Annotated in this window: 23 protein-coding genes; 8 read left to right on the plus strand and 15 right to left on the minus strand. The window is 46.2% G+C overall.

Going from position 1 to position 25,611, the window contains the following annotated elements; all coding sequences use genetic code 11:
- Positions 1-178: 178 nt before the first annotated feature.
- Positions 179-373 carry a hypothetical protein gene (locus BLV54_RS15360; RefSeq protein WP_143032388.1) on the plus strand — a complete coding sequence of 65 codons (195 nt, stop codon included), beginning with the start codon at positions 179-181 and terminating at the stop codon, positions 371-373.
- Positions 374-412: 39 nt separating this feature from the next.
- On the opposite strand, the gene BLV54_RS01785 is transcribed toward BLV54_RS15360, so the two are convergent.
- The 3 genes from BLV54_RS01785 to BLV54_RS01795 all read right to left on the minus strand — a co-directional run bounded on the left by BLV54_RS01785 (position 413) and on the right by BLV54_RS01795 (position 3,844).
- Positions 413-2,017 carry a hypothetical protein gene (locus BLV54_RS01785; RefSeq protein ID WP_090566901.1) on the minus strand — a complete coding sequence of 535 codons (1,605 nt, stop codon included), beginning with the start codon at positions 2,015-2,017 and terminating at the stop codon, positions 413-415.
- 638 nt (positions 2,018-2,655) lie between these two features.
- Positions 2,656-3,378 (minus strand): pirin family protein, encoded by a 723-nt coding sequence (locus tag BLV54_RS01790; protein WP_090566904.1) that lies wholly within the window; start codon positions 3,376-3,378, stop codon positions 2,656-2,658.
- A gap of 25 nt (positions 3,379-3,403) precedes the next feature.
- Positions 3,404-3,844, minus strand: a complete 441-nt coding sequence (locus BLV54_RS01795; protein WP_090566908.1) for a DoxX family protein — start codon at positions 3,842-3,844, stop codon at positions 3,404-3,406.
- A 73-nt stretch (positions 3,845-3,917) separates the two neighbouring features.
- Between BLV54_RS01795 and BLV54_RS01800 the strand changes: the two genes are divergently transcribed.
- Positions 3,918-4,892: a LysR family transcriptional regulator gene (locus BLV54_RS01800; protein ID WP_090566910.1), complete on the plus strand. Its 975-nt coding sequence runs from the start codon at positions 3,918-3,920 to the stop codon at positions 4,890-4,892.
- A 17-nt stretch (positions 4,893-4,909) separates the two neighbouring features.
- Here the strand turns inward: BLV54_RS01800 and BLV54_RS01805 are convergent, their stop codons facing one another.
- From BLV54_RS01805 to BLV54_RS17085, 3 genes are read right to left on the minus strand one after another with little or no spacing between them, the layout of a single operon-like run.
- Positions 4,910-5,374 carry a sodium:proline symporter gene (locus BLV54_RS01805; protein WP_090566913.1) on the minus strand — a complete coding sequence of 155 codons (465 nt, stop codon included), beginning with the start codon at positions 5,372-5,374 and terminating at the stop codon, positions 4,910-4,912.
- A gap of 47 nt (positions 5,375-5,421) precedes the next feature.
- Positions 5,422-5,694: a TMEM165/GDT1 family protein gene (locus BLV54_RS01810; RefSeq protein WP_090566916.1), complete on the minus strand. Its 273-nt coding sequence runs from the start codon at positions 5,692-5,694 to the stop codon at positions 5,422-5,424.
- A gap of 56 nt (positions 5,695-5,750) precedes the next feature.
- A complete protein-coding gene (locus BLV54_RS17085; protein ID WP_090566920.1) occupies positions 5,751-6,848 on the minus strand; it encodes a DUF4214 domain-containing protein in 1,098 nt (365 codons plus the stop codon).
- A 566-nt stretch (positions 6,849-7,414) separates the two neighbouring features.
- Here BLV54_RS17085 and BLV54_RS01820 point away from each other — a divergent pair.
- Positions 7,415-7,723 carry a c-type cytochrome gene (locus BLV54_RS01820; protein WP_090567123.1) on the plus strand — a complete coding sequence of 103 codons (309 nt, stop codon included), beginning with the start codon at positions 7,415-7,417 and terminating at the stop codon, positions 7,721-7,723.
- Positions 7,724-7,883: 160 nt separating this feature from the next.
- On the opposite strand, the gene BLV54_RS01825 is transcribed toward BLV54_RS01820, so the two are convergent.
- The 8 genes from BLV54_RS01825 to BLV54_RS01860 form a co-directional block, all read right to left on the minus strand.
- The gene (locus BLV54_RS01825) at positions 7,884-11,078 is read right to left on the minus strand and encodes a multidrug efflux RND transporter permease subunit (RefSeq protein ID WP_090566923.1); all 3,195 of its coding nucleotides are present in this window, start codon (positions 11,076-11,078) and stop codon (positions 7,884-7,886) included.
- A complete protein-coding gene (locus BLV54_RS01830; protein WP_090566926.1) occupies positions 11,075-12,316 on the minus strand; it encodes an efflux RND transporter periplasmic adaptor subunit in 1,242 nt (413 codons plus the stop codon). The genes BLV54_RS01825 and BLV54_RS01830 overlap by 4 nt, the downstream gene beginning before the upstream one ends.
- A gap of 137 nt (positions 12,317-12,453) precedes the next feature.
- Positions 12,454-14,058, minus strand: a complete 1,605-nt coding sequence (locus BLV54_RS01835) for an efflux transporter outer membrane subunit (RefSeq protein ID WP_256329036.1) — start codon at positions 14,056-14,058, stop codon at positions 12,454-12,456.
- Between the two features lie 9 nt (positions 14,059-14,067).
- Positions 14,068-14,499 carry a VOC family protein gene (locus BLV54_RS01840; RefSeq protein ID WP_090566929.1) on the minus strand — a complete coding sequence of 144 codons (432 nt, stop codon included), beginning with the start codon at positions 14,497-14,499 and terminating at the stop codon, positions 14,068-14,070.
- 199 nt (positions 14,500-14,698) lie between these two features.
- Complete coding sequence (locus BLV54_RS01845) at positions 14,699-15,061, minus strand: DUF1428 domain-containing protein (protein WP_090566931.1); 363 nt, start codon at positions 15,059-15,061, stop codon at positions 14,699-14,701.
- Positions 15,062-15,520: 459 nt separating this feature from the next.
- Positions 15,521-16,210 carry a type 1 glutamine amidotransferase domain-containing protein gene (locus BLV54_RS01850; protein ID WP_090566934.1) on the minus strand — a complete coding sequence of 230 codons (690 nt, stop codon included), beginning with the start codon at positions 16,208-16,210 and terminating at the stop codon, positions 15,521-15,523.
- Between the two features lie 51 nt (positions 16,211-16,261).
- Positions 16,262-18,328 (minus strand): ATP-dependent DNA helicase RecG, encoded by a 2,067-nt coding sequence (recG, locus tag BLV54_RS01855; RefSeq protein ID WP_090566937.1) that lies wholly within the window; start codon positions 18,326-18,328, stop codon positions 16,262-16,264.
- Positions 18,329-18,390: 62 nt separating this feature from the next.
- Positions 18,391-18,780, minus strand: a complete 390-nt coding sequence (locus BLV54_RS01860; protein WP_090566940.1) for a Rid family detoxifying hydrolase — start codon at positions 18,778-18,780, stop codon at positions 18,391-18,393.
- 119 nt (positions 18,781-18,899) lie between these two features.
- On the opposite strand from BLV54_RS01860, the gene murA reads away from it, so the two are divergent.
- The gene (murA, locus tag BLV54_RS01865; RefSeq protein WP_090566943.1) at positions 18,900-20,153 is read left to right on the plus strand and encodes a UDP-N-acetylglucosamine 1-carboxyvinyltransferase; all 1,254 of its coding nucleotides are present in this window, start codon (positions 18,900-18,902) and stop codon (positions 20,151-20,153) included.
- A gap of 59 nt (positions 20,154-20,212) precedes the next feature.
- Here murA and BLV54_RS01870 read toward each other — a convergent pair whose 3' ends face one another.
- The gene (locus tag BLV54_RS01870; RefSeq protein ID WP_090566946.1) at positions 20,213-20,881 is read right to left on the minus strand and encodes a hypothetical protein; all 669 of its coding nucleotides are present in this window, start codon (positions 20,879-20,881) and stop codon (positions 20,213-20,215) included.
- 420 nt (positions 20,882-21,301) lie between these two features.
- On the opposite strand from BLV54_RS01870, the gene argH reads away from it, so the two are divergent.
- The 4 genes from argH to BLV54_RS01890 all read left to right on the plus strand — a co-directional run bounded on the left by argH (position 21,302) and on the right by BLV54_RS01890 (position 25,527).
- Positions 21,302-22,708 carry an argininosuccinate lyase gene (gene argH, locus BLV54_RS01875; RefSeq protein WP_090566949.1) on the plus strand — a complete coding sequence of 469 codons (1,407 nt, stop codon included), beginning with the start codon at positions 21,302-21,304 and terminating at the stop codon, positions 22,706-22,708.
- 42 nt (positions 22,709-22,750) lie between these two features.
- Entirely contained in the window at positions 22,751-22,948 is a 198-nt protein-coding gene (locus tag BLV54_RS01880) for a hypothetical protein (protein WP_090566952.1), read from the plus strand.
- A 3-nt stretch (positions 22,949-22,951) separates the two neighbouring features.
- Positions 22,952-23,866, plus strand: coding sequence for a fructosamine kinase family protein (locus BLV54_RS01885; protein ID WP_090566955.1), 915 nt, complete (start codon positions 22,952-22,954; stop codon positions 23,864-23,866).
- Between the two features lie 143 nt (positions 23,867-24,009).
- Positions 24,010-25,527, plus strand: a complete 1,518-nt coding sequence (locus BLV54_RS01890; protein WP_090566959.1) for a dynamin family protein — start codon at positions 24,010-24,012, stop codon at positions 25,525-25,527.
- Positions 25,528-25,611 lie beyond the last annotated feature (84 nt).

The raw sequence follows: 25,611 nt of genomic DNA on the forward strand, positions 1-25,611 counted from the left end.
GCTTACACGTTCCGCGAGAAGAAACCTTCACTTAATATCAGATTCACTCAAGCTCTTCCACTTGTAGGGTTGTGATTCTTATGTCGAACTCACGTTAATTAAGAACACAAAATGGGGTAGTAATTCCATTTCCAAATTAAACATGACGCAAGAGTGAACCGCAGACAGTATCAATAATATGGCGAGGAGATCCGACAAAGTCAGGTTTGATTTGGAAATGGAATTACATCTGCCCTATACCGTAGATCTATCACAATATAACCAGCTCACTAATGCTGATCTGGCTGCGCATATCGATCGGATGAGCGTAGCGATTTATGACAAGAATGTCCAAACCGATGAAACGAAAGCTGAAAATTTAGCGAAAGTATAAGAATGAATGGAGGAAACATTACGATGCAGGTAATCAAATTTACTTCGCTGAGATATTCAGCGAATAAGCATGCATGATTTCCTGGATTGCCAGAGTCACTTTGGTTTCAAGATCGTCTTGCCAGCGCGTTCCATTCTGACCATAAATAATAACCCGGCGGGTGCTGAGATCGATCGGTATATCATCAGTATTTTTTGAAATGATCAGCACTGGTTTGGCGAGGGTATGGGCGATACCGAGTTCATAAAGCACATTGGGATTTCTTCCCGAAATATCGGCGATGACGAAATCTGCGATGTTAATACTTTGCCAGATATCAACCAGAATATCGCTGGGCTTAAACACATCGTCCCCGCGCATCGGCTGAACAGCTAATGATTTACAGACACCGGACAGGATACGGTGCACGTCATCAGACCATTCAAGACTAAATGGCATGACAATAAAACAGCTTATCTGGCCTAGCCCAGCGCTCCTTACAACTTCGGGATAAAGCCTTTCCGGCCCAAGAAAAATGACATCCTGTTTAAGCTGACGCACCGACTGACTGAGTGAATCAAGATATTCACCCAATCCAGTAGACAGCAGCGTAGTGTGGATTCGTCCATCTTCAGCCCGCCAGTCTGCATGCTCCAGCCGGTTCTGATGCAAGCGTTTAGTATATTTTTTAAGATACTGCACACCATCGTCAAAATGATCTGTTAACCAGACCACGCTGACCACTAGGGCAACGATAAACAGAACCGCAAAAAAAGCTTTCCATACAACGTGAATATGAATCAGACCCAGCACTACCATCATCAATAATCCCCCCAAGGAGAGCAGGATGAGAACCCCTGATAGATCAGACCTTGAGCGCTTGATCTTGTTTTCGTAGTAATGCACATCATGGGTTTTTTCAAGATTTTCTTTCCTGATCTCGGATAACAGCAAATAGGAAGACAATAATAAAAATTGACCGAACATCCAGACAGCTTCAATACCTGCCGGCACATCTTGTTCGCTGTAAACCATATCACTCGCTATCAACAAAGCTGTTGCCAACAGCATCCAGTTAATAACAAACGGTGCCTTCAATAAAATACACCCCAGACCAATCAGCAACACTAGAAATTCCAGACCAGCAGTCACTGCATCGAGCCGCCCTGCTATGGTGTTGAGACTCGAGTTATATTGAGAGTAATAAAAGCTCGCTAGAATCAATGCCAAGCCAAAAAACAAGAGAGAAAAAACTGCCTTGGTCAACGCTGTCGGGGGATAACGATGCCACAGCTCTATCGCCAGATAACCCCAAGCGCATACCCAACTAAAGACAAATCCGCTATAACAGATATTCGAATAATTGGGAAGGCCAGGTTGCATAAAATACAAAAAATTATGAATTCCATCCGAGTCATGACTCAGCCAGGAGATCGTCAGCAGGATCAGGCCAACGCCCTGGATGGTCATAAATACAGAATAAGGCCTGACCACCTTCAATGCAGCAATGAAGGCTGCAAGCACCGCAGCTACGGTCACCAGACCCTGATCCCATTTGTTAAAGTTCACCCCAAAAGCCTGATCTCCCACTACTAGCCAACAACATAGCCACAACACGTAAATCGCCGCAATTCCTCCCAGGTACAAATTGGTTGATACTTTCATCAATGATCCTTTAGTTCATGTTCTGTTATGCCTAATTCCATTTTCTAAATCAAATCTGGCCTTGTCGGCTTTTCCTTTTTCCTTATTGTATTATTTATACTGTCGGCAGCTCGGTCAAAATCCTGTGCCATGGCAGCAAAGATTAGCGATAATGATCAATATAAAAAAATCGAGTAATGATACTTGCTCGCAATGCCGCTAGCATAGCAGATCATAATGATGATGGATGTCGTGACTGATTGTTACAGTGAATCGAATTCTATTTAGCTGGTAAGTTGCTGCATCAATTACGTTGCAGCCCACAACAGGAATAGGCCATAAGCACAACCGAAGAACCTTGGAAAGCTGATGGCCCGATGAGCCCACCATTGGTGATGGTGTCGAAAAGCTTAGTTTGGAATGAACACAGGCGAGTCGTTGCGGAAATCCTCATCCAGCGAGTTCTGTTGAGGGAGAGTTTTGCCACTCTCCATAATAACTTCATCCGCTTCAACCATGACCTGATTCCATTTCTAAATCAGATCTGATTTTGTCAGCTTCTCCGCCGTATTATTTATACTGTCTGCGGCTCGCTCTTGTGTCATGTTTGATTTAGAAATGGAATAATCTGAGGAATCCAGATTAAACCATTGTTGCTATTATTTCTCGTAAGGCAGCTCTCTGGAGCTTAAATCGAATACCAATACCTCAGCAGCCTGACCATGATTAAAATGAAGTTCACGTTCGTCTCGTACCCGCATCCCATCACCTGCGACCATAGGGTGGTTGTTCAGCTCAAGTAAACCACGGGCGACATGCACATAGGCATAGCGGTTTTCCGGCAGATGCCAGGTGAATTGTTCATCACCATCAAATAGCCCCGCAAATACCCGTATATCCTGGTGGATCGAAAGCGATTTATGTTCACCATGTGGTGAAATGATCAAATGCAAACATCCCCGTTTTTTAGCTGCGTCAAAATGGTGTTGCTGATAGCGCGGCTTCACCCCCAGCTGAGCAGGCACAATCCAGATTTGCAGAAAGTGGACTGGTTCATACGCTGAAGCATTATGTTCACTATGGGTGATACCAGTCCCAGCGCTCATTATTTGCACATCTCCTGGACGAATGACTGAGGTGGTTCCCATCGAATCACGATGCTCCAGCGCACCCTCCAGCACGTAGGAAAAAATCTCCATATCCTCATGGGAGTGAGGGGCAAAACCACGTGCAGGCTGCACGCGGTCCTCATTGATTACCAGCAAATCGGAAAAGCCCATTTGATCAGGATCCTGATAATTACCAAACGAAAACGTATGCTGCGAATATAACCACCCCAGATCGGCAATACCACGTGCGTTTGCAGGTCTAAGTTCTAACATGATGATCTCCTTTTTCTGTAAAAAATTAGACGCCATCACCATACAGTTTGCGGTCTAACGACAAGCGTCCCGCGCCGGTCAGCGCAAGCACCAGCAGGCCTCCTGCCATACTGATATTTTTCATCAGCATGATTTGCTGGATCTGATCGGCTGAGCCACCATGAAAAATAATGCCTGTGACAACCGAAAATCCAGCCAACAAGAGGGCTATAGCGCGTGTTTGCCAGCCGAGTATCAATGCCACACCGCCTCCCACTTCAAGTGCGATAGTTAAGGGTAATAAAAAGGAAGATACCCCCATGCTGGCCATATACTGGGCTGTGCCCTCATAGCCCACGCCCAGCTTGTTAACGCCGGCCATGACAAAAATATACGCTATCAATACACGCGATATTAGAAATAATACATTGGCTACAGTGGCTTGGGTCAAGAAACGAGTAACGGTATTGTGAATTATTTGAAACATGCTTGCTTCTCCAAAAGTAAATGATCAAGCTGATACTTTACTATTGTTCCTGATAACAGATAAGTAAATTATAATGGGAAAAACTGTTATCAATAATGGAACAATTATGCTACCTACCCTCATCAATCTCAACGACTTAGTCATATTTGAAGAAGTCATCCGCACAGGCGGTTTCAGCGCAGCTGCACGCAAGTTGAACCAGCCGAAAGCGTCAGTCAGTCGAGCAATCCAGCGCCTGGAAGATGATCTGGCTGTTCGTCTGATCCAGCGCACCACACGCAGTTTACGCCTGACGGAAGCGGGTGTGCTGCTCTATGAGCAGGCTAATGCCTCATTGGAACAGATCGGGGATGTATTGTGCCGCATCAAAAATATGCATGAGCAACCAGAAGGTCACTTAAAAATTACCATGCCGATAGAATTTGGCATGTTTTTTATGGGCAGTTTGATTGCAGATTTCATGCAGCTTTATCCGCAGGTGTATGTGCAAGTAGATCTTTCCTCACGCCTGGTAAATTTAATCGAGGAAGGATTTGATCTGGCACTGCGCATGGGTGCGAGTACATTACAGGATTCGAGCCTGGTCGCCAAAAAACTGAGTGAACTGCCGCTCAGGTTTTACGCGAGTCCTTACTATCTAGGCAAGTATGGTCGTCCAGATACATTGCAGGCACTGACAAAACATGAAAGCATTCTGTTCCGCCATACCCATCAGCAAACTATTCAAGCCAGCTGCCTCTCTCATAAAAAAGCACCGAATAACCGCACTGAGACTCAACTTCACGGCAAGTTGAGCGTAGATCATTACAGCGTAATGAAAGATGCTGCAGTAGCAGGCGCGGGAATTGCCTTAATGCCACCATTTATGTGTCATGCTGAAGTACTGGCCGGTCAATTGTTAAATATCCTTGAGCAGTATGTTGTTGAAACCGATCAATTATTTCTGGTTTATCCCACTCGTAAACATCAATCCGCAGCGGTCAAAATCCTGCTCGATTTTATGACCCAGCGTTTGCTATCCCATCCATTACTGAACCCCGATCAATGAAATTCATATGCTACCGTTCACCTGGCTAAAACCTTGTACATAGCTGCAGCAGAAATACCAAACACTATGTGCGCAACCAACGTAATCCAATCCCGCGTTTCGACAAACCACGGATAAATACTGACAAAACCATACATATTGACGACAAATAATCCCATGCCAAATAAACCACCTGCGATCAGCGCAGCTTTCATGGCAAGAGGACGAATCAACCAGGAAAGTATAAGCGCATAGATAATTGAAAGGGCAAAATGAATCCCTGTCGCAATGAGCATAATTTGCCAATCCATTGTCATTGGCGGAGGTAACACCCCCTCCCCCATGATGATCGCTGCAGCAAAACGTACATCACGATATAAAATCGAAGGCAGTGCATCCCAGAAAAACCACCATAGCAAGATCTGCGCAACAGTCGAGAATATTGCTGCAGCTACGCCAGCCAAACACGCAGCTAACCAGAATCTCGCTGATCGAGTCATCATAAAAGATTAAGCAAATGGATATTTTTAACTCTAAAATACTTTTAGAGTTAAGCTTTCAACAACGTCCATATACCAATCCCGATAAATCCTACTCCTGCAAGATAATGCAGATGTTTTGCACTGATATATTGGGCAATCACACCACCCAGCAACACACCTATGGCCGAAGTCAATATCAGTGCCAACGAAGCGCCGAGAAATACGGTCAGTTTGCTTACTTCCTTGTCTGCCGCAAACAGCATGGTGGCTAATTGAGTTTTATCTCCTAACTCAGCGATAAACACAGCAGCAAAAACAGTGAGTAATAATTTGTAGTCCATTTGAAAGAGTAAAAATTATTTTTGAACCACGCCATCAATAACCCAAATCAGAAACTTCAGCCAGCGAACTCAACTCCGGTTTGGCTCAAACCAACGAGATTGATATTGGTCTCATTCGCAACGGAATTTGCTGCTAACACCAACACCTCAGCCTGAGTCATGGTACCCCCACTGCCTTGCAATAAGCCAACAAAGAAATCTCGCTGCTCTGCCGAGGGCGGTACACCTACTACGTTCTGGTAAACAAGGTTGACAAAATCAACATTGCTGGATGAGCCTGCCAGTGACATGAATAGCGGAGAATTGATGACCAGCTGGCTGACTTCCAATATCGAGCGACCACTATCAAATAACTGTAAGCCGATAGCCACGAATTCGGGGGTAATATTCTGTGCGTCAAAGGCCGCTCCGATGAGGCGCACGGTATTGCCAGCAGCTTGACCCTGGCCAAGATCAATCGCCAGATTTTTATCCAGGAAATCGAACCGCTCGATATCAACCAGTGTGTCATTGCCTTCCGGCCCGCTCACAGTAAAACCTGATGCCGTTGGAGTGACAGTATTATCCGCGCGATTGCTGTTATAAACCACGGTATCTGCCCCAGCGCCACCATCCAGCAAATCATCACCTGCAAGCCCATTCAAAATATCATTACCTCCAAGCCCTTTCAAAATATCGTTAGCAGGGGTGCCAGTAAGATTATCGACGCCTTCGGTGCCGACAATTAAATTGTCTTGAACAGTTTCTCCAGCAAAATTTTTGGGTGAGCTAGTCCCGGTTGCACCATTGCGGTCAATAGAGTGCGTGCCATCAAGCGGTAACGAACCATAAGTTATCTCATCGACATTTGCATAATTGACAGTCGCGCTACCATTGGTAAACAAAAATCCGTTAGGAACAATGTAATCCGGCGTTACGATGCCAAGATCAGCAAAACCCTGGGTTGCGATGAGCACTGTCGTGTTGGCAGTATTTATACTGGGAAGATTATTGGGAAATGTGAAAGCGTTAGTTGTATCACCCTGCTTAACCGAAATAGCATGATTCATCAAGAATGATTCCCCATTAACGTTGCCCACTGCCAATTCTATAAACTGGACAGTGCCATCAGCGTTCGAATAAAGCTCATTGATACGGTATAGGTGAAATGACATAGGACCCTCCTTCGCGCAGGAATGAAAAGAAATACTCGCGCATTGAACCTAGATTCCTCGGTTGATCGCTCATTTTGATGTTAACATTATGAATATAATAACCATTCCTATAAATTTCATTCTCACCTTCTGGGTGTTTCCGCTTCGGGACGGATTGCGCGATTTTGCAAGCACATGGCTGCGTTGCAACTCCTTGGAATGGAGCGACCATTCCGCATCGTTGCGCCTTGCCCTGGACTCGCAAAACCACACACTCCATCCCGCCCAACTGAGGAATCTAGGTTGAATGATAAAAACAATTCGATCTATAAATTTGATCTATAAATAAATAGATAATTCCTAAATATAGTCGGGGAATTACCTATTTATTCATGTTAACTGCAAAACATCATCGATCTACCGTCAGTCAAACTTGCCATATTCCCATCCAGAAATACTAGAAATACTGATTAGAAATTAACAATATCCTTGACCACTGGGATCAGCAAGAGGTAATGTTCGTCCTCGCTAGATTGCAGCGTAACTATCAAGTTGGTAATCTTGAAAAAATAAACCGGAGCATAACGATGAAAAAAGTAACCGTATTATTAGCAACTGTGGGATTGGCAGGTTTGATTGGCTGTGGCAAAACGGATAATTACACCCCTGCAGCAACTGCCACTGGTGAGGAGATATTCAGCCTGAACTGTACTAAATGCCATAAACCCAATACCGATGGAAGCGTGCTGATGTTGAGCGCTGCAATGGCGAATAAAGACGCTATCATCAAGAAAGTACAGGGAGGTAGTATGGGCATGACTGCCTTCCCTAACATTACGGGCGAACCTGCGGATCGTTTGGCGGAATATGTTCTCGCCAACAGCAAAACCAAGTAAGTCTACTGGTTAACCTGTCTATTTCACCAGGCTGGCCTGGTGAAATAAGCTGGTTAAGCAGAGTGCTTCAGACGCAGAGATCATCATGGCAGCTAATTTGAAATCGTCCATCTTGAAGGAACAAGATGCATAGTCAAACTCACTGCTGAATCACCAATAGTTACTCTGATTTTTCTTCTGAAGTAGAGGAACCTCTTGTTTCAGCATGATTAGTTTTAACTTGGCTGGCTTCAGGCATAGGATGCTTAGCACGGTGAGTCATCTTACTAACCAGTACAAAAAAGAGCGGCACAAAAAAGATGGCTAAAAAAGTAGCGGCCAACATTCCGCCGAACACGCCCGTTCCGATGGAATTTCGACTTGCTGCACCAGCGCCAGAGGCGATCACCAGTGGAAATACACCGAGAATAAAGGCCATGGATGTCATGACAATAGGCCGGAATCGAAGGCGTGCCGCTTCAAGCGCAGCTTCGGTTAAAGATTGACCCGCTGCATAACGTTCATTGGCAAACTCGACGATCAGAATCGCATTTTTAGCGGCCAGCCCAATCAAGGTAATTAGCCCGATCTGGAAATAAATATCATTGCTCAAACCGCGCGTCCAGATAGCCAGCAGCGCTCCCAGCATGCCAAAAGGTATCGCCAGAATAACAGCGAACGGGATAGACCAACTTTCATATAAGGCGGCCAGCACCAGGAAAACCATGAGCAACGCGAAGAAAAATACCAGCACAGATTGCCCGCCGACCTTACGTTCCTGGAAGGAGATGCCGCTCCAATCGATCGTGTAGCCTTTCGGTGCCAGGATTTCATGCGCTATTTGCTCCAGCGCGTCCAGCGCTTGTCCTGAGCTATAACCGGGTGCGGCGCTTCCCAGAACGAGTGCTGAATTGAAGCCGTTAAAATGAGTAACCGGGTCTGGCCCGCTGCTGAACTCAGTGGTCACAACGGAGTCAAGCGGAATCATGGATTGCGTATTATCACTACGAGCGCGCACATAGATTTTGCTAATATCGTCCGGGTTGGAGCGATATTCGGGTAAGGCTTCGGTTTGTACACGGTAAATGCGGCCAAATTTCACAAAGTCGTTGATATACAGATTGCCAAAATAAGCCTGCATGGTATCGAATACTTCAGAAATAGGCACACCCAATGCTTTAGCCCGCTCCCGGTCTACCTGGGCATAGATCCGGGGCGAGCTCACACGGAAATTGGTGCCGGCTACCGCGATCGCTGGATGTGCCATGGCCTTGGTGACAAATTCCTGAGCAGCTGCTGCAAATTCGGCAAAATCACCCCCGCTGGGGTCCTGTAATTGAACCGTGAAACCTCCTGTGGTGCCCAATCCACTGATCGAAGGCGCATTAAAAGCCAGAATCAAGGCTTCAGGGATTTTGGCAAACTCCTGGAAAGCTCCTGCAATCAAACCAGGCACCTGCTCATCGGCATTTTTGCGCGTATCCCAATGATGCAACGGGACGAACATCGTTGCCTGATTCGTTCCACGTGTACCAAAAACAAAATTCTGACCAGCCAGTGTATCTGTCGAATGAACAGCAGGAATCGACTGGAAATAATGTTCTACCTTATTCAGAACTTCAGTTGTTCGTGCCAGGGAAGCACCGTCCGGCAACTGGATGACAGTAATAAAATAACCCTGATCTTCTTCCGGCAGAAAGCTCCCCGGGGTGACCTTAAATAAACCAAGGATAACGAAGAGCAACGCCAGAAAGATCGCCATGGACATCACTGACCGCTTGATGATAGCTCCGACAGTGCCTACATAGCGTGCCTGCACCCAATCAAACAGCCGGTTGAATATTTTCCAGAATCCACTGGGAGCTCCATGACCTGGTTTAAGAACCAGAGCACACAAGGCAGGACTGAGAGTCAGCGCCACGAAGCCGGAAATGGTCACAGAGAGCGCAATGGTAATTGCAAACTGTTTGTATAATTCACCGGTAATCCCTCCCAAAAAGCCGACCGGCACAAACACGGCAGCCAATACCAGCACAATCGCAATCACAGGGCCGGTTACCTCCTCCATGGCTTTTTTTGCCGCTTCGCGGGGTGCCAGCCCGCCTTTGGTCATATGGCGTTCGACATTCTCTACCACTACGATTGCATCATCCACCACGATACCAATCGCCAATACCATGCCGAAAAGGGTTAACGTATTAATTGAAAACCCCAGTGCCGCCATGCCGGCAAGTGTACCAATAAGCGAGATCGGAACCGCAACGGTTGGGATAATCGTCGCTCGCCAGTTTTGCAGAAAAATAAAAACAACCAGAATAACCAGCAGCGTTGCTTCAACGAGGGTCTTCACCACCTCTTTGATGGAAACATCGATAAATGTAGTCGTGTCATAGGGAATATCATACGATACACCTGCGGGAAAACCTTTGGCCAGCCGGTCCATTTCCTGACGTATCCGCTGCACTGTATCAAGTGCATTCGCACCTGGAGAAAGAAAGGTTAAAAGAAAGGTATTCGGTTTACTATTCCATCTTCCTACAAGATCATAGGACTGGGCTCCCAGCTCTACACGCGCGACATCGCGCAACCGCACCATAGAACCATCCGGGTAGGCGCGCACAATCATGTCTTCGAATTCCTTGACCTCGCTCATGCGACCGCGTGTAATGACCGGAATAGTAAGCTCTGTCGCCTTAGACAAAGGCTCACGACCTATTCTGCCAGCCGGAAAATCACGATTCTGATCGCGAACAACGGCTGCAATTTCAGTTGGGGTAAGATCGAGCTGCGCCATACGGACAGGGTCGAGAATAATTCTCATGGAATAGTTCTGTCCGCCGAAGATAATGGCATCCCCCACACCCGGCAGCCGCTTGATATTGTCTATAATCCGCAGCAACGCATAGTTCGAGAGAAAGACATTGTCGTGCTTAGGATCAGTCGAGCTCAACGCAATGACCGCTAACAAATCAGGTGAGGTCTTTTTTACGGTGATACCCTGGCGAATGACTTCATCAGGAAGTTGGGGATCGGCAAGGCGCTGCCGGTTCTGCGTTTGCACTTGGGCGATATCGATATCCGTTCCAATCTCGAATGTGAGCTTCAACGTCATATGCCCATCATTCGTGCTGGTTGATTCGTAATAAAGCAGATTGTCGATACCGGGTAGCTGCACTTCGATTGGCCGTGCTACCGCTTCTGCGACTACCTCCGCGCTAGCACCAGGGTAATCCGCATCGATCTGCACCATGGGAGGGGTAATTTGCGGAAATTGCGCAATCGGCAGAGTCTGTAAAGCAACCAGACCGATTACGACAATAATGATAGACAGGACCGATGCAAAAATGGGCCGATCAATGAAAAAGTGTGAGCTCATGGTACGTTATGCATGACTTGTTCTTCGGAATGAATCAAGGAAGAAGCGCCTTCTTTCTGAATCTCAACAGCATTTACTTGCGTTCCTGGCAGGATGCGATGAAACCCGCTTACCACTACGCGTTCTCCGACATGCAAACCTGAATCGATCAACCATTCATCGCCATGCCAGGCGCTGGCCAGGACTGGTCGGAGCTCTGCTTTCTCTTCTTTATCAACCACATAGACAAATGAACCGATCGTTCCCTGCTGCACAGCGCGCTGAGGGACGAGAATAGCATTCGTTCGAATATAACCTTTGAGGCGAATTCTGACAAACTGACCAGGATAAAAGTAGGAGCGTCCTGGCGCTTCTTTCCCTTCCGGATTGGGAAATTTAAATCGCCCTTGCAGCGTACCTGTTTCAGGTCGTATAGCAATATCGGCAAAATCGAGCATTCCCTCCCCCGGGTACACGCTCCCATCAGAAAAAGTCATTACCCCCCGTAATTGAAAGATATCGGGTCTCTCGATTTTTTGCTCGGCAAGTTCGCGGCGACGACGCAGCAGATAGCTTTCAGGAACGCTTACATTGACATACATGGGATCCAGCTGATCGATAGTAGCTAATAAGGTAGTCTGGGCAGAAATCAACCGCCCTTCGTAGAAATGGCTACGACCTATACGGCCATTCACCGGGGCAGTGATCAGGGTGTTGTCCAGATCAAATTTTGCTTTAACCAGATCGCTTTGTGCAGCTTCCAGAGCAGCTTTAGCTGCCAGCACTTCGGCTTCGGCATCGTCAAGATTCTTTTTACTGACAGCCTGCTTCTCAAGCAGCGGTTTCACACGAGCCAAATCTTGTTTAGCCAGAGTCAGTCGCGCCTGGGCCTCAGCTACTTTTGCTTTGCTGCTGAGGTAAATGGCTTTAAATGGCACGGGATCAATCAGGTACAGTTGATCTCCTTTTTTAACATTCCGACCTTCCGTAAAAAAAACTTTTTTGATAATACCACTTACCTGCGATCGAATCTCCACTGGGCGGAAGGCCTCAGTCTGTCCAATAAATTCCGGCTCATCTTCAATCGTTCGTGCAGTCGCAGTAATGACTTCCACTTGAGGAATAGGCGGTGATAAATTGGTGGATGGTTCCTTGGCACAGCCAGCAAGCAGAACCAGGCATAATCCGACACTCATGCTCATCATGGCACGCCCAGTGCGAGCGATTAATACGATTAGCCCTTTGATTGGTTGGTACATAGACTCGACTCTTAGTTTTTAGTTATTCTTATCAAGGAAAGGGTCTTTGAAAGACAGCTGATATGATAATCAAAAATCTATTAGAGAATTCAGCTTCTGCCAAAGTTCAGCTTTACTTCCTCAACAACTTTTTATCATCACGGCATCCATCCGCCACCCAAGGCTTTATAGAGTTGAACGATCGATACCAGATGAAGGCGATGCGTTGCCATGAGCGCAAATTCGGCATCGAACAGCGTACGCTTGGCAAGCAGCACATCGACATAGCTGGTGATGCCTCCCTGGTAGCGAAGATCCGCTACACGCAAAGCTGAGCGCAGTGCTTCGACTTGCTCTTGTTGTGCTTTGCGCTGATCGCTGGCAGTACGAATGGCTACCAGCGCATCTTCCACCTCCCTAAACGCCACCAGAATGGTTTGTTCGTATTGCGCCAACGCCTGCCTTGCACGCGCTTCCGCAGCTCGTTGCTCAAAACCCAGGCTTTGTGCGTTCAGTAGTGGGCCTGCCAGCCCAACTCCACCCACACCAAATTTGGCATCAGAAAGCAATAAATTGGACAATGACGGGCTGGCCACACCCAGGAAGCCCGTCAATGAAATTTTGGGAAATCGTTCCGCTTTGGCTACCCCAATCCTGGCAGTGGCAGCCGCCAAAGTTTGTTCTGCCTGAAGAATATCAGGACGTCGTTGCAACAACTCGGAAGGCAGGCCAGCGGGTACTTCAGGTGGTATCAGCTGTTCTGTCAGAGGGCGCCCGCGTGCAATCGATACCGGGTTTCTTCCCAACAACACACTGAGCTCATTTTCCTTCTGGATCATTGATCGCTCAAGCTCAGCCACTCGGGCAACGGCATTTGCCCGCTCCGCCTCAAACTGATCCAGATCAAGGCGGGAAATGACCCCTTCTTGCAGCTGCGCCCGGGAAATGGCAACCGATTCTTCCCACGAAAACAATGCGTGCTTGGCAATATCCAGCTGCATATCAAATTGCAAAAGATCAAAGTAGGATTGCGCCACTCCACTGACTAACGTCAGAACGACGGCGCGGCGGTTTTCCTCACGCGCAAGGAGATCAGCACGAGCAGCTTCATTGGAGCGACGGATCCTGCCCCAGATATCCATTTCCCAATTCAGGATTGTCTGGCCAAAATAATTAAAAGATGACGGAAATCCGGGAGGAGCGAATCCACCGAGCTTGCCAGCCGCTGGGGCATTAGCTGATACGTCCATTTTGGGTAGAAAATCCATGCGCGCAGTATTGAGACGTGCTTGTAGCTCCTCAACACTTGCTACAGCTTGTTTAAGGTCTTTATTCTCCAGCAAAGCCTGATTGATAAGCCGCCGGAGTTCTTCATCATGAAGAAGCTCCCACCAGGGAAGATTGGCAAGAGACTGCCCTTCCGTCTCAGTCATACGAAAATTGTCAGCAATATCGATACGAGGCCGAGCATAGTCAGGCCCCATGGCACAGGATGCGAGCAACAAAATCGGCAGTAACCACACCATGCGGAACCAGCTGTTCCGGCAGTAATAGCGTTTCATCCCTAATAGACAGGGTGTCAGGGATGTTTGGCTAAATCTAACAAAAGCCATGTTGATTGCACCGACCATTTTAGAACCCATAAACGAAGCAGCTACCACCTTCAAAAACAAGAATGTTTTAAATACAATAGCACACCATTTCCTATTTGTATCTCCCGTATCTCCCAAGAAGCATAAAAAACCAAGCCATGTTTCCGTCATTCCTTTACCTTATTGAGACGGTCTGGTCGCGACAGTGATCATCCAGCCAACACCGAAGCGGTCGGTGAGCATGCCAAAGCACGGTGACCAGAATGTCTTGGTCAACGACATCTGCACCTGACCACCATCGGCAAGTGCGGCAAAAGCGCGATCAGCTTCGGCTTCTGTCGGTACGCTAAGCGACAGGGAAAAGCCGCTGAAACCCGCACCTTCCTGGCATCCGTCGGAAGCCATCAGTGTAGTTGTACCGATACGGAAAGTTGTGTGCATAATTTTGTTTTCACCGCCTGGCGGTAGCATGCCAGGCGGTGAGGGTTCAGGGCTGTCTTTGTGACGCAACAGTATCTCTACCTGAGCACCGAGTGCTGTACGGTAGAAATCGAGAGCTTCTTCGCAACGTCCACTGAAAAACAGGTAAGGCTCGATACATGTGTTTGGCATGATAGTTCCTTGAATTTAAGATTAGTCAATGATGACTGACTTCGCTAGATGAGCTCCTCCAGCTTACCTTATTCCATTTCCAAATCAAATATGACACAAGAGCGAACCGCAGACAGTATAAATAATACGGCGGAGAAGCCAACAAAATCAGGTTTGATTTAGAAATGGAATTACGTCCGCCGCATAGGTGTGTCCCTGCTTAAGCATGCACCAGCGTCTTGAAACCACCGTATGCCATTTTCTTGTAATCAAATAGCTGATTGGCAGGGTCACACATTTCCTTCAAACGAGGATCAGCCATGACCCTTGCGTTTACAGCGTCACGATGTTCACGGGATTCGAACACGATCCACGCGAACACTACAGTATCATCAGGACCTGCATTGGCTATCTTCATAAAAGAAATCATATCCTTGACTTCCAGATCGTCGCCGATGCATTCCCAATAATCGAGCGCACCGTGCTCTTTCCAGATCTGGCTCGCTTGCTCAGCCATACGCTTGTAATCGTTAATCTTGTCTTTCGGGAGTGGAATCACAAATCCATCTACATAATTGCTCATACCATGGTTTCCTTTTAAATAAAGGTGATTCAGATTATTCATTTTGCTAGAAATCACCTAGTCAGCAAACGAAAATATGGCGATCCGAGATTTTTCCAGATTTTGAAACCAAAATGATCCAACTTTTCTTCCTAAGTTGCAATACACCAGCCGTTCAATCTGGTCAGCATAGTATTCTCTCGTTGGTGGTAGCGGTTATTAAACAGATAACGCCGATCTGTTGTTCAGTCAATCCGGGGGCAATGCGCTGAGCTTATTGCCCTACAGGCTCATTCCTAATTCCATTTCCAAATCAAGGATAACACGAAGGCGAACCGCAGACAGTATAAATAATACGGCAAGGTGAAGCCGACAAAGTCAGGTTTGATTTAGAAATGGAATAACATGATCAAAGATACCGATGCTCGCAGCTGCAGAACCCACACAGTGAACTCTGTATCTGGTTGAGTGCTTTGCTAGTCAGGTGTGTTCTTCAATTGCTTTCAACAGGAGCTCAGCAACAGCACCGCCTGATGCTGGATTCTGACCGCTGATGAGTCTGTGGTCCTCAACGGCAAAGGCAGTCCAGGGCTCATCCGCCTTTTGATAGATGGCGCCCCGAGCAACCAGTTCGGTTTCAGTGAGATAAGGCACATACTTGTCCAGCTCGACAAGTTTTTCCTCCTCGTTTGAGAAACCTGTAACCTTTTTCCCCTTCACCAGCAGGGTGCCATCGGACAGTTTGATGTTCAGCAAACCTGCAGCGCCATGGCAAACAGACGACACATAGCCTCCTTTTTCATAAATCTTGCGACCAATGGCCTGAAGTGCCGCGTTATCAGGGAAGTCCCACACTACCCCATGTCCCCCAGTAAAGTAGATGGCAACATAGTCGTCAGGATTGATTTCACTAGGCTTTAATGTGGAGCCAAGACGATTCATGAACCCCTTGTTGTGGTACCAGGTCCAGTCAATATCGTCTGCCATGACAAGACTATGAGGATCAATTGGCGTATAACCACCTTGGGGACTTACATAATCCACCTCGTAACCAGCCTCTTCGACTTTCTTGACAAAGTGAACGGCTTCGCCTAGCCACAGACCGGTGGCACACTTCAAGTTCGGATACTTCTCAACACTGGTTAGAACGACGAGAATCTTCTTACCCATAACTTATCTCCTTTTATTAATATGCCGATAAGCAGGAGGCATACTTTACTCTCATACCCGCAGATACTCCTTTTTCTCCCCCAACCAGCGCTGAAGATGACGCTGGGCTGCTTCTGGATAGTCACACAACAAGGTTTCTGCTACGGCCCTTGCTGCTTCGAGTAAATCCATATCCTGTTGCAGATCAGCAAAGCGCAGCATCGGAATGCCGCTCTGACGTGTGCCCAGGAATTCTCCTGGACCCCGCAGTTTGAGATCCTGCCGTGCAATTTCAAAACCATCGCTATGCTCGAAAATGATGCGCAGCCGTTCGCGCGCAATTTGAGACAATGGTTTCTGATATAGCAACACACATATTCCCGCTTCACTGCCACGGCCAATACGACCACGCAGTTGATGAAGCTGTGATAAGCCCATACGCTCTGCATGCTCAATCACCATCAATGAAGCATTCGGCACATCCACTCCCACTTCGATCACGGTAGTGGCAACCAATAACTGAACCTCTCCTTGACTGAAAGCGGTCATGATGGCTGATTTAACCTGCGCATTCAATCGGCCATGTATCAGACTGATCTTTAACTCAGGAAAAGTCTGGCTCAGTACCTCATAGGTTTCGACTGCTGTATTAAGCTGCAATGCTTCGGACTCTTCAATCAGCGGGCAGACCCAATAGGCCTGCTTTCCTGCATGACATGCTTCCCGTACCCGCGCAATGACTTCATTGCGCCGGCTTTCATCGATCAGTTTGGTGATAACCGGTGATCTGCCCGGTGGTAATCGATCAATGACCGACACATCCAAATCAGCATAATAGCTCATCGAAAGCGTACGCGGGATTGGAGTTGCGCTCATCATCAATTGGTGCGGCAACCAGTTGGATTCACTCCCCTTGTGCCGCAAGGCCAGGCGTTGATGCACACCGAATCGGTGTTGCTCATCGACTATCACTAACCCCAATCGGAAAAACTGGACTTGGTCCTGAAACAAGGCATGTGTGCCGATAGCCAGCATAGCATTACCTGCTGCGATTTCTGTCAGCTCATGATCACGCTGTTTCTTTTTCTGGCTACCGGATAACCATGACACTGTGACACCAAGCGGAGCAAGCCAAGACAAAAATTTTTGATAATGCTGTTCAGCAAGAATCTCGGTTGGCGCCATAATAGCGACTTGATAGTCATTTTCGATTGCTTGTAACGCTGCCAGCGCAGCCACAATCGTTTTGCCACTGCCCACATCACCTTGTAACAGGCGTTGCATGGGGTTTTCAGCTGAAAGATCTCGCTTGATTTCAACAAGTACTTTTTTCTGTGCATCAGTCAGATCAAAAGCAAGCGATGCAAGCAGTGCTTGGGTTAAATGGTTTTTCTCCTGTAAAGCAGGTGCTTGGTAACTTCGTCGCTGACGATAATGCATGCGCATGGATAATTGCTGCGCCAATAGCTCGTCGAACTTGATTCGACGCCAGGCCGGATGGGTGCGAGATTGCAATAAACCGATGGCGACATCGGGTAGGGGTTGATGCAAAAGACAGATGCTTTCTCTAAATCCTGACAGACGATACTGCATCAATATTGTTTCCGGCAGCGTTTCCGCCATGTATTCGCTGCTATGATTATTACTGAGCGCTTGTTGAATCAGTTTGGTAATGGTTGTTTGTGCAATGCCCGCTGTTATTGGGTAAACAGGCGTCAAGGTGTCAGCGAGCGGCGATTTCTCACGCACGATCCGGCACTTGGGATGAATCATTTCCAGGCCAAAGAAACCGGTGCGTGCTTCGCCCAACACTCTTATCCGAGCCCCTATCGAATAAGCTTTCACTTGGCTTGGATAAAAATGAAGGAAGCGGAGATAAAGGACTCCAGTGGAATCCTTTATCTGGCATACCAATTGCCGTCTCGGACGCGTGATGATTTCGCTATGAACGATAACTCCCTCGACCTGACCAGTCTTACCACCAGGGATATCCCTGATGGGGTAAAGCCGTGTCTCATCTTCATAACGAAGCGGTAAATGCAAAATCAGTTCTAATTCATTGCGAATACCCAATTTGACCAGCTTTTGCTGCAGTTGGGGATTGATACAAGAAAAGGGATTGCTTTTGAGCGCGTTCAAGTGAGTCGCTTGATTGTCCTTCGTTATTACATTTCCACCTGGATAATTGCACTATTGCCTTACTATTTAGGCAGTACCATCACGGCATCCATTTCAACCAGTGCGCCACGTGGAAGAGCTGCCACACCAATCGCTGCTCGCGCAGGATAGGGCTGGCTAAAATGATTGGCCATGATTTCATTAACCTTGGTAAAATTGGCAAGATCCGTTAAATAAACGTTTAATTTGACGATATCAGCCAGACTGCCACCGCTTGCCACTGCCACTGCTTTCATATTGAGTATGACACGCACGATTTGTGATTCGATGCCTTCTACCATTTGCATAGTCGATGGATCCAGTCCAATTTGGCCAGAAAGATAGACTGCCTCACCTCCACTCACTCGTATTGCCTGCGAATAAGTGCCAATAGCTTGCGGGGCATCAGTCGTCTGGATAATTTGTTTATTCATTCTATCTCCTCAAATATTAAAATAATATAACTTCAGTTAATGTTTTTTTGTTTAAGCGCTTAGGTATATTCCAATAAATCAACTTTTTTTACCGCAATTCTGATTCCTCGAACAAATCCATGCAAAAACTCGTTATTTATGGTGGTAAACCACTTTCTGGTGAAATCAGCATTTCTGGCGCAAAAAATGCAGCATTACCAGCGCTGTGCGCCTCATTGTTGACAAATGACACACTCACTCTCAGAAATGTCCCTGATCTCAAAGATGTCACGACCATGCTGAACTTGTTGAAACAAATGGGCGTAACTATCTTAACAAACGATCAGTCAGAAATGGAGTTATCTGCTGCCGATCTTACCAATCCAACCGCCCCTTATGAAATGGTCAAAACCATGCGTGCTGCCATACTGGTACTTGGACCGCTACTTGCCCATAAGGGTGAAGCCATCATTTCCTTGCCTGGGGGCTGTGCCATCGGCCTGCGCCCTGTAGACCAGCATATCAAAGGTCTCCAAGCCATGGGTGCAGAAATCATAATCGAACATGGTTATATTCATGCCAAAGCTAAAAAGTTAATTGGAACACGGATTGTGATGGATATCGTCACTGTGACCGGTACCGAGAATCTCATGATGGCAGCTTGCCTCGCTTCTGGTTTGACGATATTGGAAAACGCTGCACGGGAGCCCGAGATTATCGATCTGGCACAGTGCCTGATTAAAATGGGGGCAAAAATTGAGGGGGCGGGAACAGATGTCATTACTATTCAAGGTGTCAAGGCATTGCATGGTTGCACGCATGATGTGATGCCTGATCGTATTGAAACAGGAACCTTCCTGACTGCAGTCACTGCCAGTGGCGGCGAAATTCATCTTAAAGGAGCTCAAGCAGGTACGCTGGACGCAGTCATCGATAAACTGCTGGAAGCAGGTGCCATCATCAATTCAGGAAAAAACTGGATTCATCTCACTATGAACCTGCCACCCAAGTCAGTGAGCTTGCGAACGGCTCCCTACCCTGCTTTCCCAACGGATATGCAAGCCCAGTTCATGGCGCTCAATAGCGTAGCTAATGGCACTGCCATCATCACTGAGACAATTTTTGAAAATCGCTTCATGCATGTTCAGGAATTGAAACGCATGAATGCTGAGATCACGGTAGAAGGCAATACTGCCATTGTGCATGGCATACCAAGGCTTGATGGGGCAGGTGTTATGGCTACTGATCTACGTGCGTCAGCAAGCTTGGTTATAGCAGGATTGATCGCGCAGGGTGAAACAATCATTGATCGTATTTACCATCTTGATCGTGGTTATGAGCGTATCGAGCAAAAATTAGCGCAACTGGGGGCACAGATAGCACGCATAAACTAAAATAAAAAAACCCCAGTAAATCATTACTGGGGTTGGATTATAAGAATTTGAAGTAAAAATTAGCTGCCAGCTAACGCAGATTGCTTGTAGCTAACAACCACTGTAGCTAAGCGAGAATTCAGCCCCATAACTGGAATAACCAGCAATTTCTTACCATTAACATCCGATATCATGGTAATTTTTCGTTTTTGAAGTACCTCAGCAGGATAGAGTTCTTTCCCTTCTGCTTCTTCCAGCTTTTTATCTGTTGAAACAAGCAATTTGCCATCATCACTGATCAAAACAACGCGTTCTGTATCTTTCATTTTAACCAGTTCATTCAGATATTGGCTGACCTGATCTAGGTTATTGCGGATTAATTCGCCTCGTACTGCCCATGACAAAACCTGGCCAAAACGTTCTTCTTCTTTGACATATTGACTATCAGCATATTCACGTGCCTTTCTAATCAATATTGAACGCTCTGTTTCAAGAGCTTGGGCGATTTCAGCACGCTCTTTCTCCACGCGGGATTCAGCTTGACTAACCGCAATATATTTCCATGCAATAACCAATAATAAAATCCCCAAAAAAACAAAAAGCGACCATGCCGGTAATTGCATATGCTGGATTTTGGCAATGGGGGCAAATTTTTCACTCAATACGTTCATAAGTGAAGCGGGTTTAGCCCACTCAATTTTGCTTTTTTCGCTTTGATCGCCTTCATTTTGTTTGTACTGATCTGTCATGAAATAGCTCCTTGTTGATGTGACAGGAAAGAAAAGCTCCAATTATCCACTATTCCGGATTGAAGGAAAAGAAAAGTTCATAATATTTTGTATGGATGGGTAAAGTATGTTGCAAGAAGTAAAATATGCTCTCCTTAACCCGGATATTTCACCAAATCGACCTCTACTATAAGGCAAAAGTTGATGAATGAGCGTTCTCGGACAGTTTTATACAAATCCAACTTGCACTCACTGGCCTTCGCAGGCACTGATAGGAGATTTGTGGCATCTTTTCCGTCCCTACTTCACGCCAATAGTCGTAGATAATAGCTTGGTGCGGGATACGTAAATCTGCTCGCAAATCTCCTCACCGTCATCCCGCGTCCTGGCGAAATATCCGGGTTAAACTTAAACTTTACCAACTCAATAAACTCATTCTAAATGGAGAAGAAAACCGCAGTGGAAAATAATGCCAAAACCTGGTCAGGGCGATTCAATGAACCTGTTTCTCAATTGGTTCAGCGATATACCGCCTCAGTAAATTTTGATAAACGATTGGCTGAATACGATATACAAGGATCCCTGGCACATGCACGAATGCTTTCAGCGGTGGGTGTAATCAGCCCAGCTGATCTGACTGCTATCGAACAGGGACTCAGTCAGATTCTTGAAGAAATTCGCAATAATATCTTTGAGTGGCAAATCGAATTAGAAGATGTTCACCTTAATATCGAGAAACGTCTGACAGCATTGATTGGTGATGCAGGGAAAAGATTACATACTGCCCGCTCCCGCAATGATCAGGTAGCTACTGATATCCGGCTTTATCTGCGGGCTTCGATTGATGAGATCGTCAATCTTATCCAATCCATGCAACGGGCTCTTCTGGATTTGGCTGAGCAACATATAGAGACAGTGATGCCTGGTTTTACCCATCTCCAGGTGGCTCAACCTGTTTCATTTGGTCATCATCTGATGGCTTATTATGAAATGCTCTGCAGAGATGTCGCCAGATTGCTAGACTGTCGCAAACGTGTCAATAAATTACCTCTGGGGGCAGCGGCACTAGCTGGAACCAGTTATCCCATCGATCGTGAAATGGTCGCACAAACGCTTGGTTTTGATGGTATTTGCCTAAACTCGCTCGATGCCGTATCGGATCGTGATTTTGCAATTGAATTTTGTACCTGCGCAGCATTGATCATGACCCATCTTTCGCGCTTTTCTGAAGAACTGATTATCTGGATGAGTTCTGCCTTCAATTTTATTCAACTGGCAGATCGTTTCTGTACAGGTTCATCCATTATGCCGCAAAAGAAAAATCCTGATGTACCTGAACTGGTCAGGGGAAAAACAGGGCGTATTAATGGTCATCTGGTTGCATTGCTGACGCTGATGAAATCCCAGCCACTTGCCTACAACAAGGATAATCAGGAAGACAAAGAGCCACTATTTGATACTGTTGATACCTTGGTAGATACACTCCGTATTTATACGGATATGCTTCCTGGCATAACCGTAAATAATGACGTCATGCGTAACGCGGCAATGCGGGGCTATGCCACAGCAACCGATTTGGCAGACTATCTGGTCAAAAAGGGTCTCCCCTTCCGTGATGCCCATGAAATCGTCGCTAAAACGGTTCGTTTTGCTGAAAATAAAAGCTGTGATTTAAGCGAACTTTCGCTGTCTGAATTGAAGCAGTTCTCATCTATCATCGAGCAGGATATTTTTTCGATTTTAACACTTGAAGGCTCAATGAAAAGCCGCAACCACCCTGGTGGAACAGCACCAGCGCAGGTCCGTGCAGCGATTATGCAGGCCAGAAAAGATTTATCTAATCATTGAACTTAAAACTGCAATTGACTGCTTGATTGGAGAGCTAAGCCCATGACATATAGCAGCATTTTCGAAATTTTCTCATTCACCAGAATGGTGGAGCCGCTACAAGGTGTATCATATGTCGCTTCAGGCGCGAATGCGGCGTTGCTCTTCGTTGCAGGGGATGGCCCTGTGGCTTCATCGTGCCTTGCCTCGCATCTGGATCACCACACGCTCCACCCCGTCCAATTGCGGTATTTAGGTTAAATCATGATTCGATCATCCAGTAACTTATCTTCCCAGTCTCCCTGGCTAGAGATCGCAGAACAAATCTGTAGTTCTTTGAATACTCATTTTGTTCTGGAAAAGATCAATGCTGTTGGCGGCGGATGTATCAACGAGACTTACCATATTCAAGGTAATGAGCAGCACTATTTTGTCAAACTGAACAAAGCAAGCAATCTGCCAATGTTTGAGGCAGAAGCGGCTGGTCTTAAAGAAATACAAAATTCTCATACCTTGCGCGTTCCTGAACCCAAGTGCTGGGGTCGTAATGATTTCAGTGCCTGGCTGGTGCTGGAATACCTGGACTTAAGGCATACACCCAATCAACATGCGGAAGCATTAGGTACAGGACTGGCCAGTATGCATCGTACTTTCTCTGACCAGTTCGGGTGGTTTCGTAATAATACAATTGGTTCAACTTTACAGAAAAATGACCGTTCTTCTGATTGGATTCATTTCTGGCGTCATAATCGGTTAGGATATCAACTCCAGCTTGCTCAGATAAACGACTATAAAGGCAAACTACAAACCCAGGGTGAGCGGCTTATAGCCGATCTGGACGTGTTCTTTACTGGATCACGTATCAACGCATGCCTATTGCATGGTGATCTATGGAGTGGCAATTACTCGTTTGATTCGACAGGACAACCTGTACTATTTGATCCTGCCGTATACTATGGAGATCGAGAAGCTGATCTTGCGATGACTGAGCTTTTCGGGGGATTCCCGCCCCAGTTCTACGCGAGCTATCAAGACGCCTATCCGCTTGAGGTGGGCTACCGTACTCGCAAAACACTTTACAATCTTTACCATGTTTTAAATCATCTGAATCTGTTTGGAAGTGGATACCTGCGCCAGGCAGAGCAAATGATGGATAGATTGCTTGCTGAGATAAGATAAAGTTTTGGTGCAGAGCTTTACTATTTTTTGCCTGATTGTAAAGGCATGAGAGACACTATAGAATAAAATCAAAGTCGGATTAAACGTTATAATAATTAATTAATTAGACTCTTTGTTATTTAACGAATCAAATAGGGACTGTTATGGCACAAAGCTCAACAAATATTTCCAAGCGTCTTAAAAGCCTCGAAAAACATCTTGCCGAAGAACATCCGGATAATCCGGTATTGGCTAAGGCAGTTCACAGTTTTCGCAAACTAGATCACGTAGCCCAGAATATCGGTTTACTGGATAGAAACGAATCTTACGCAACCTATGTCACCTGGTGGCCGATGATTGCGGTACTGGGAACATTCTCAGCTGGCAAATCAACTTTTATCAATTCTTACCTGGGCCTGCATTTGCAACGCACGGGTAATCAAGCAGTCGATGATAAATTTACGGTTATTTGCTACAGTAGCCACGATGAAGTTAAAACGTTACCGGGCGTAGCATTGGATGCTGATCCGCGTTTCCCTTTTTACCAAATCAGTCGAAGTATCGCAGAGATTTCAGAAGCCGGTCCTCAGCGCATTGATGCTTACATCCAGCTAAAAACGTGTCCTTCTGAAAAAATCCGTGGCAAGATTTTGATTGACTCTCCTGGATTTGATGCGGATAGTCAACGTAACGCCACTTTACGTCTGACGCAGCATATCATTGATTTATCCGATCTGGTGCTTGTATTTTTTGATGCACGCCACCCCGAGCCAGGCGCCATGAAAGATACTTTGGAATATCTGGTAGCAGGCACCATTAATCGCGCTGACGCCAATAAATTCGTTTATATCCTTAATCAAATGGATGTGACCGCGAAAGAAGACAATCCTGAAGAAGTCGTCTCTGCCTGGCAGCGTTCCTTGGCGCAAGCAGGTTTATTTGCTGGCAAGTTTTACCGGATTTATAATCCTGAAGCCGCTACGCCGATTGAAGATCCACTCATCCGGGAACGTTATGAGAATAAACGTGAAGAAGATATGGCGGAGCTCAATACGCGTATGCAGCAAATTGAAGTTGAACGATCCTATCGTATAGCCGGCATGCTTGAACAAACGGCTGAAACCATCGGCAACCAGGTTATCCACAAACTTACCGGCATGCTCCAAAACTGGAAAAAACGAGTAATTTTGTTTGATAGTATCCTATTCAGTACCTTGCTGATTTTAAGTGGCGTTGCTTTTTGGTTAACTGATAGTTGGAATCTCTTGAAAATATTTGCTGAAAATATTATGGCCTGTGAAACATCATCACTTGTTGGTCTTGGCATAATAGCGGGTGTGATGGGCTATATTCATTTCACCATTCGCAGTAAGGTAGCAGACAATATGATCAAAAAACTCCCTGCAGAATTTGGTCATGATCACACTGCCTGCAAGCAATACACCCAGGCATTCATCAAGAGTACAGCGGCTTATCGACCCATGTTTTTACAAAAACCTGCCGGTTGGAATAACTCAAATCAAAATATTCTTGCTCAGGTGAAAAGCGAAGCCAATGACTATATCCAATCATTGAACGATCAATTTACCAACCCTTCTGGTCACAAAGTGGAAGTTGCAGCTGAAGAGCAACCTGCAGCAGAAAGCGTCACCATACCTGAAGCCAAGGCTGAGCAAGCATAAGAAAAGATCAAAATAAAGCAACCACCCTACTATGTTGAAAAAAGTTAACCCTGTTTTTTAAAAGACTGGTTTCTAGTCAAAAAC

Source organism: Nitrosomonas sp. Nm33, assembly GCF_900107265.1.
Lineage (GTDB): Bacteria > Pseudomonadota > Gammaproteobacteria > Burkholderiales > Nitrosomonadaceae > Nitrosomonas.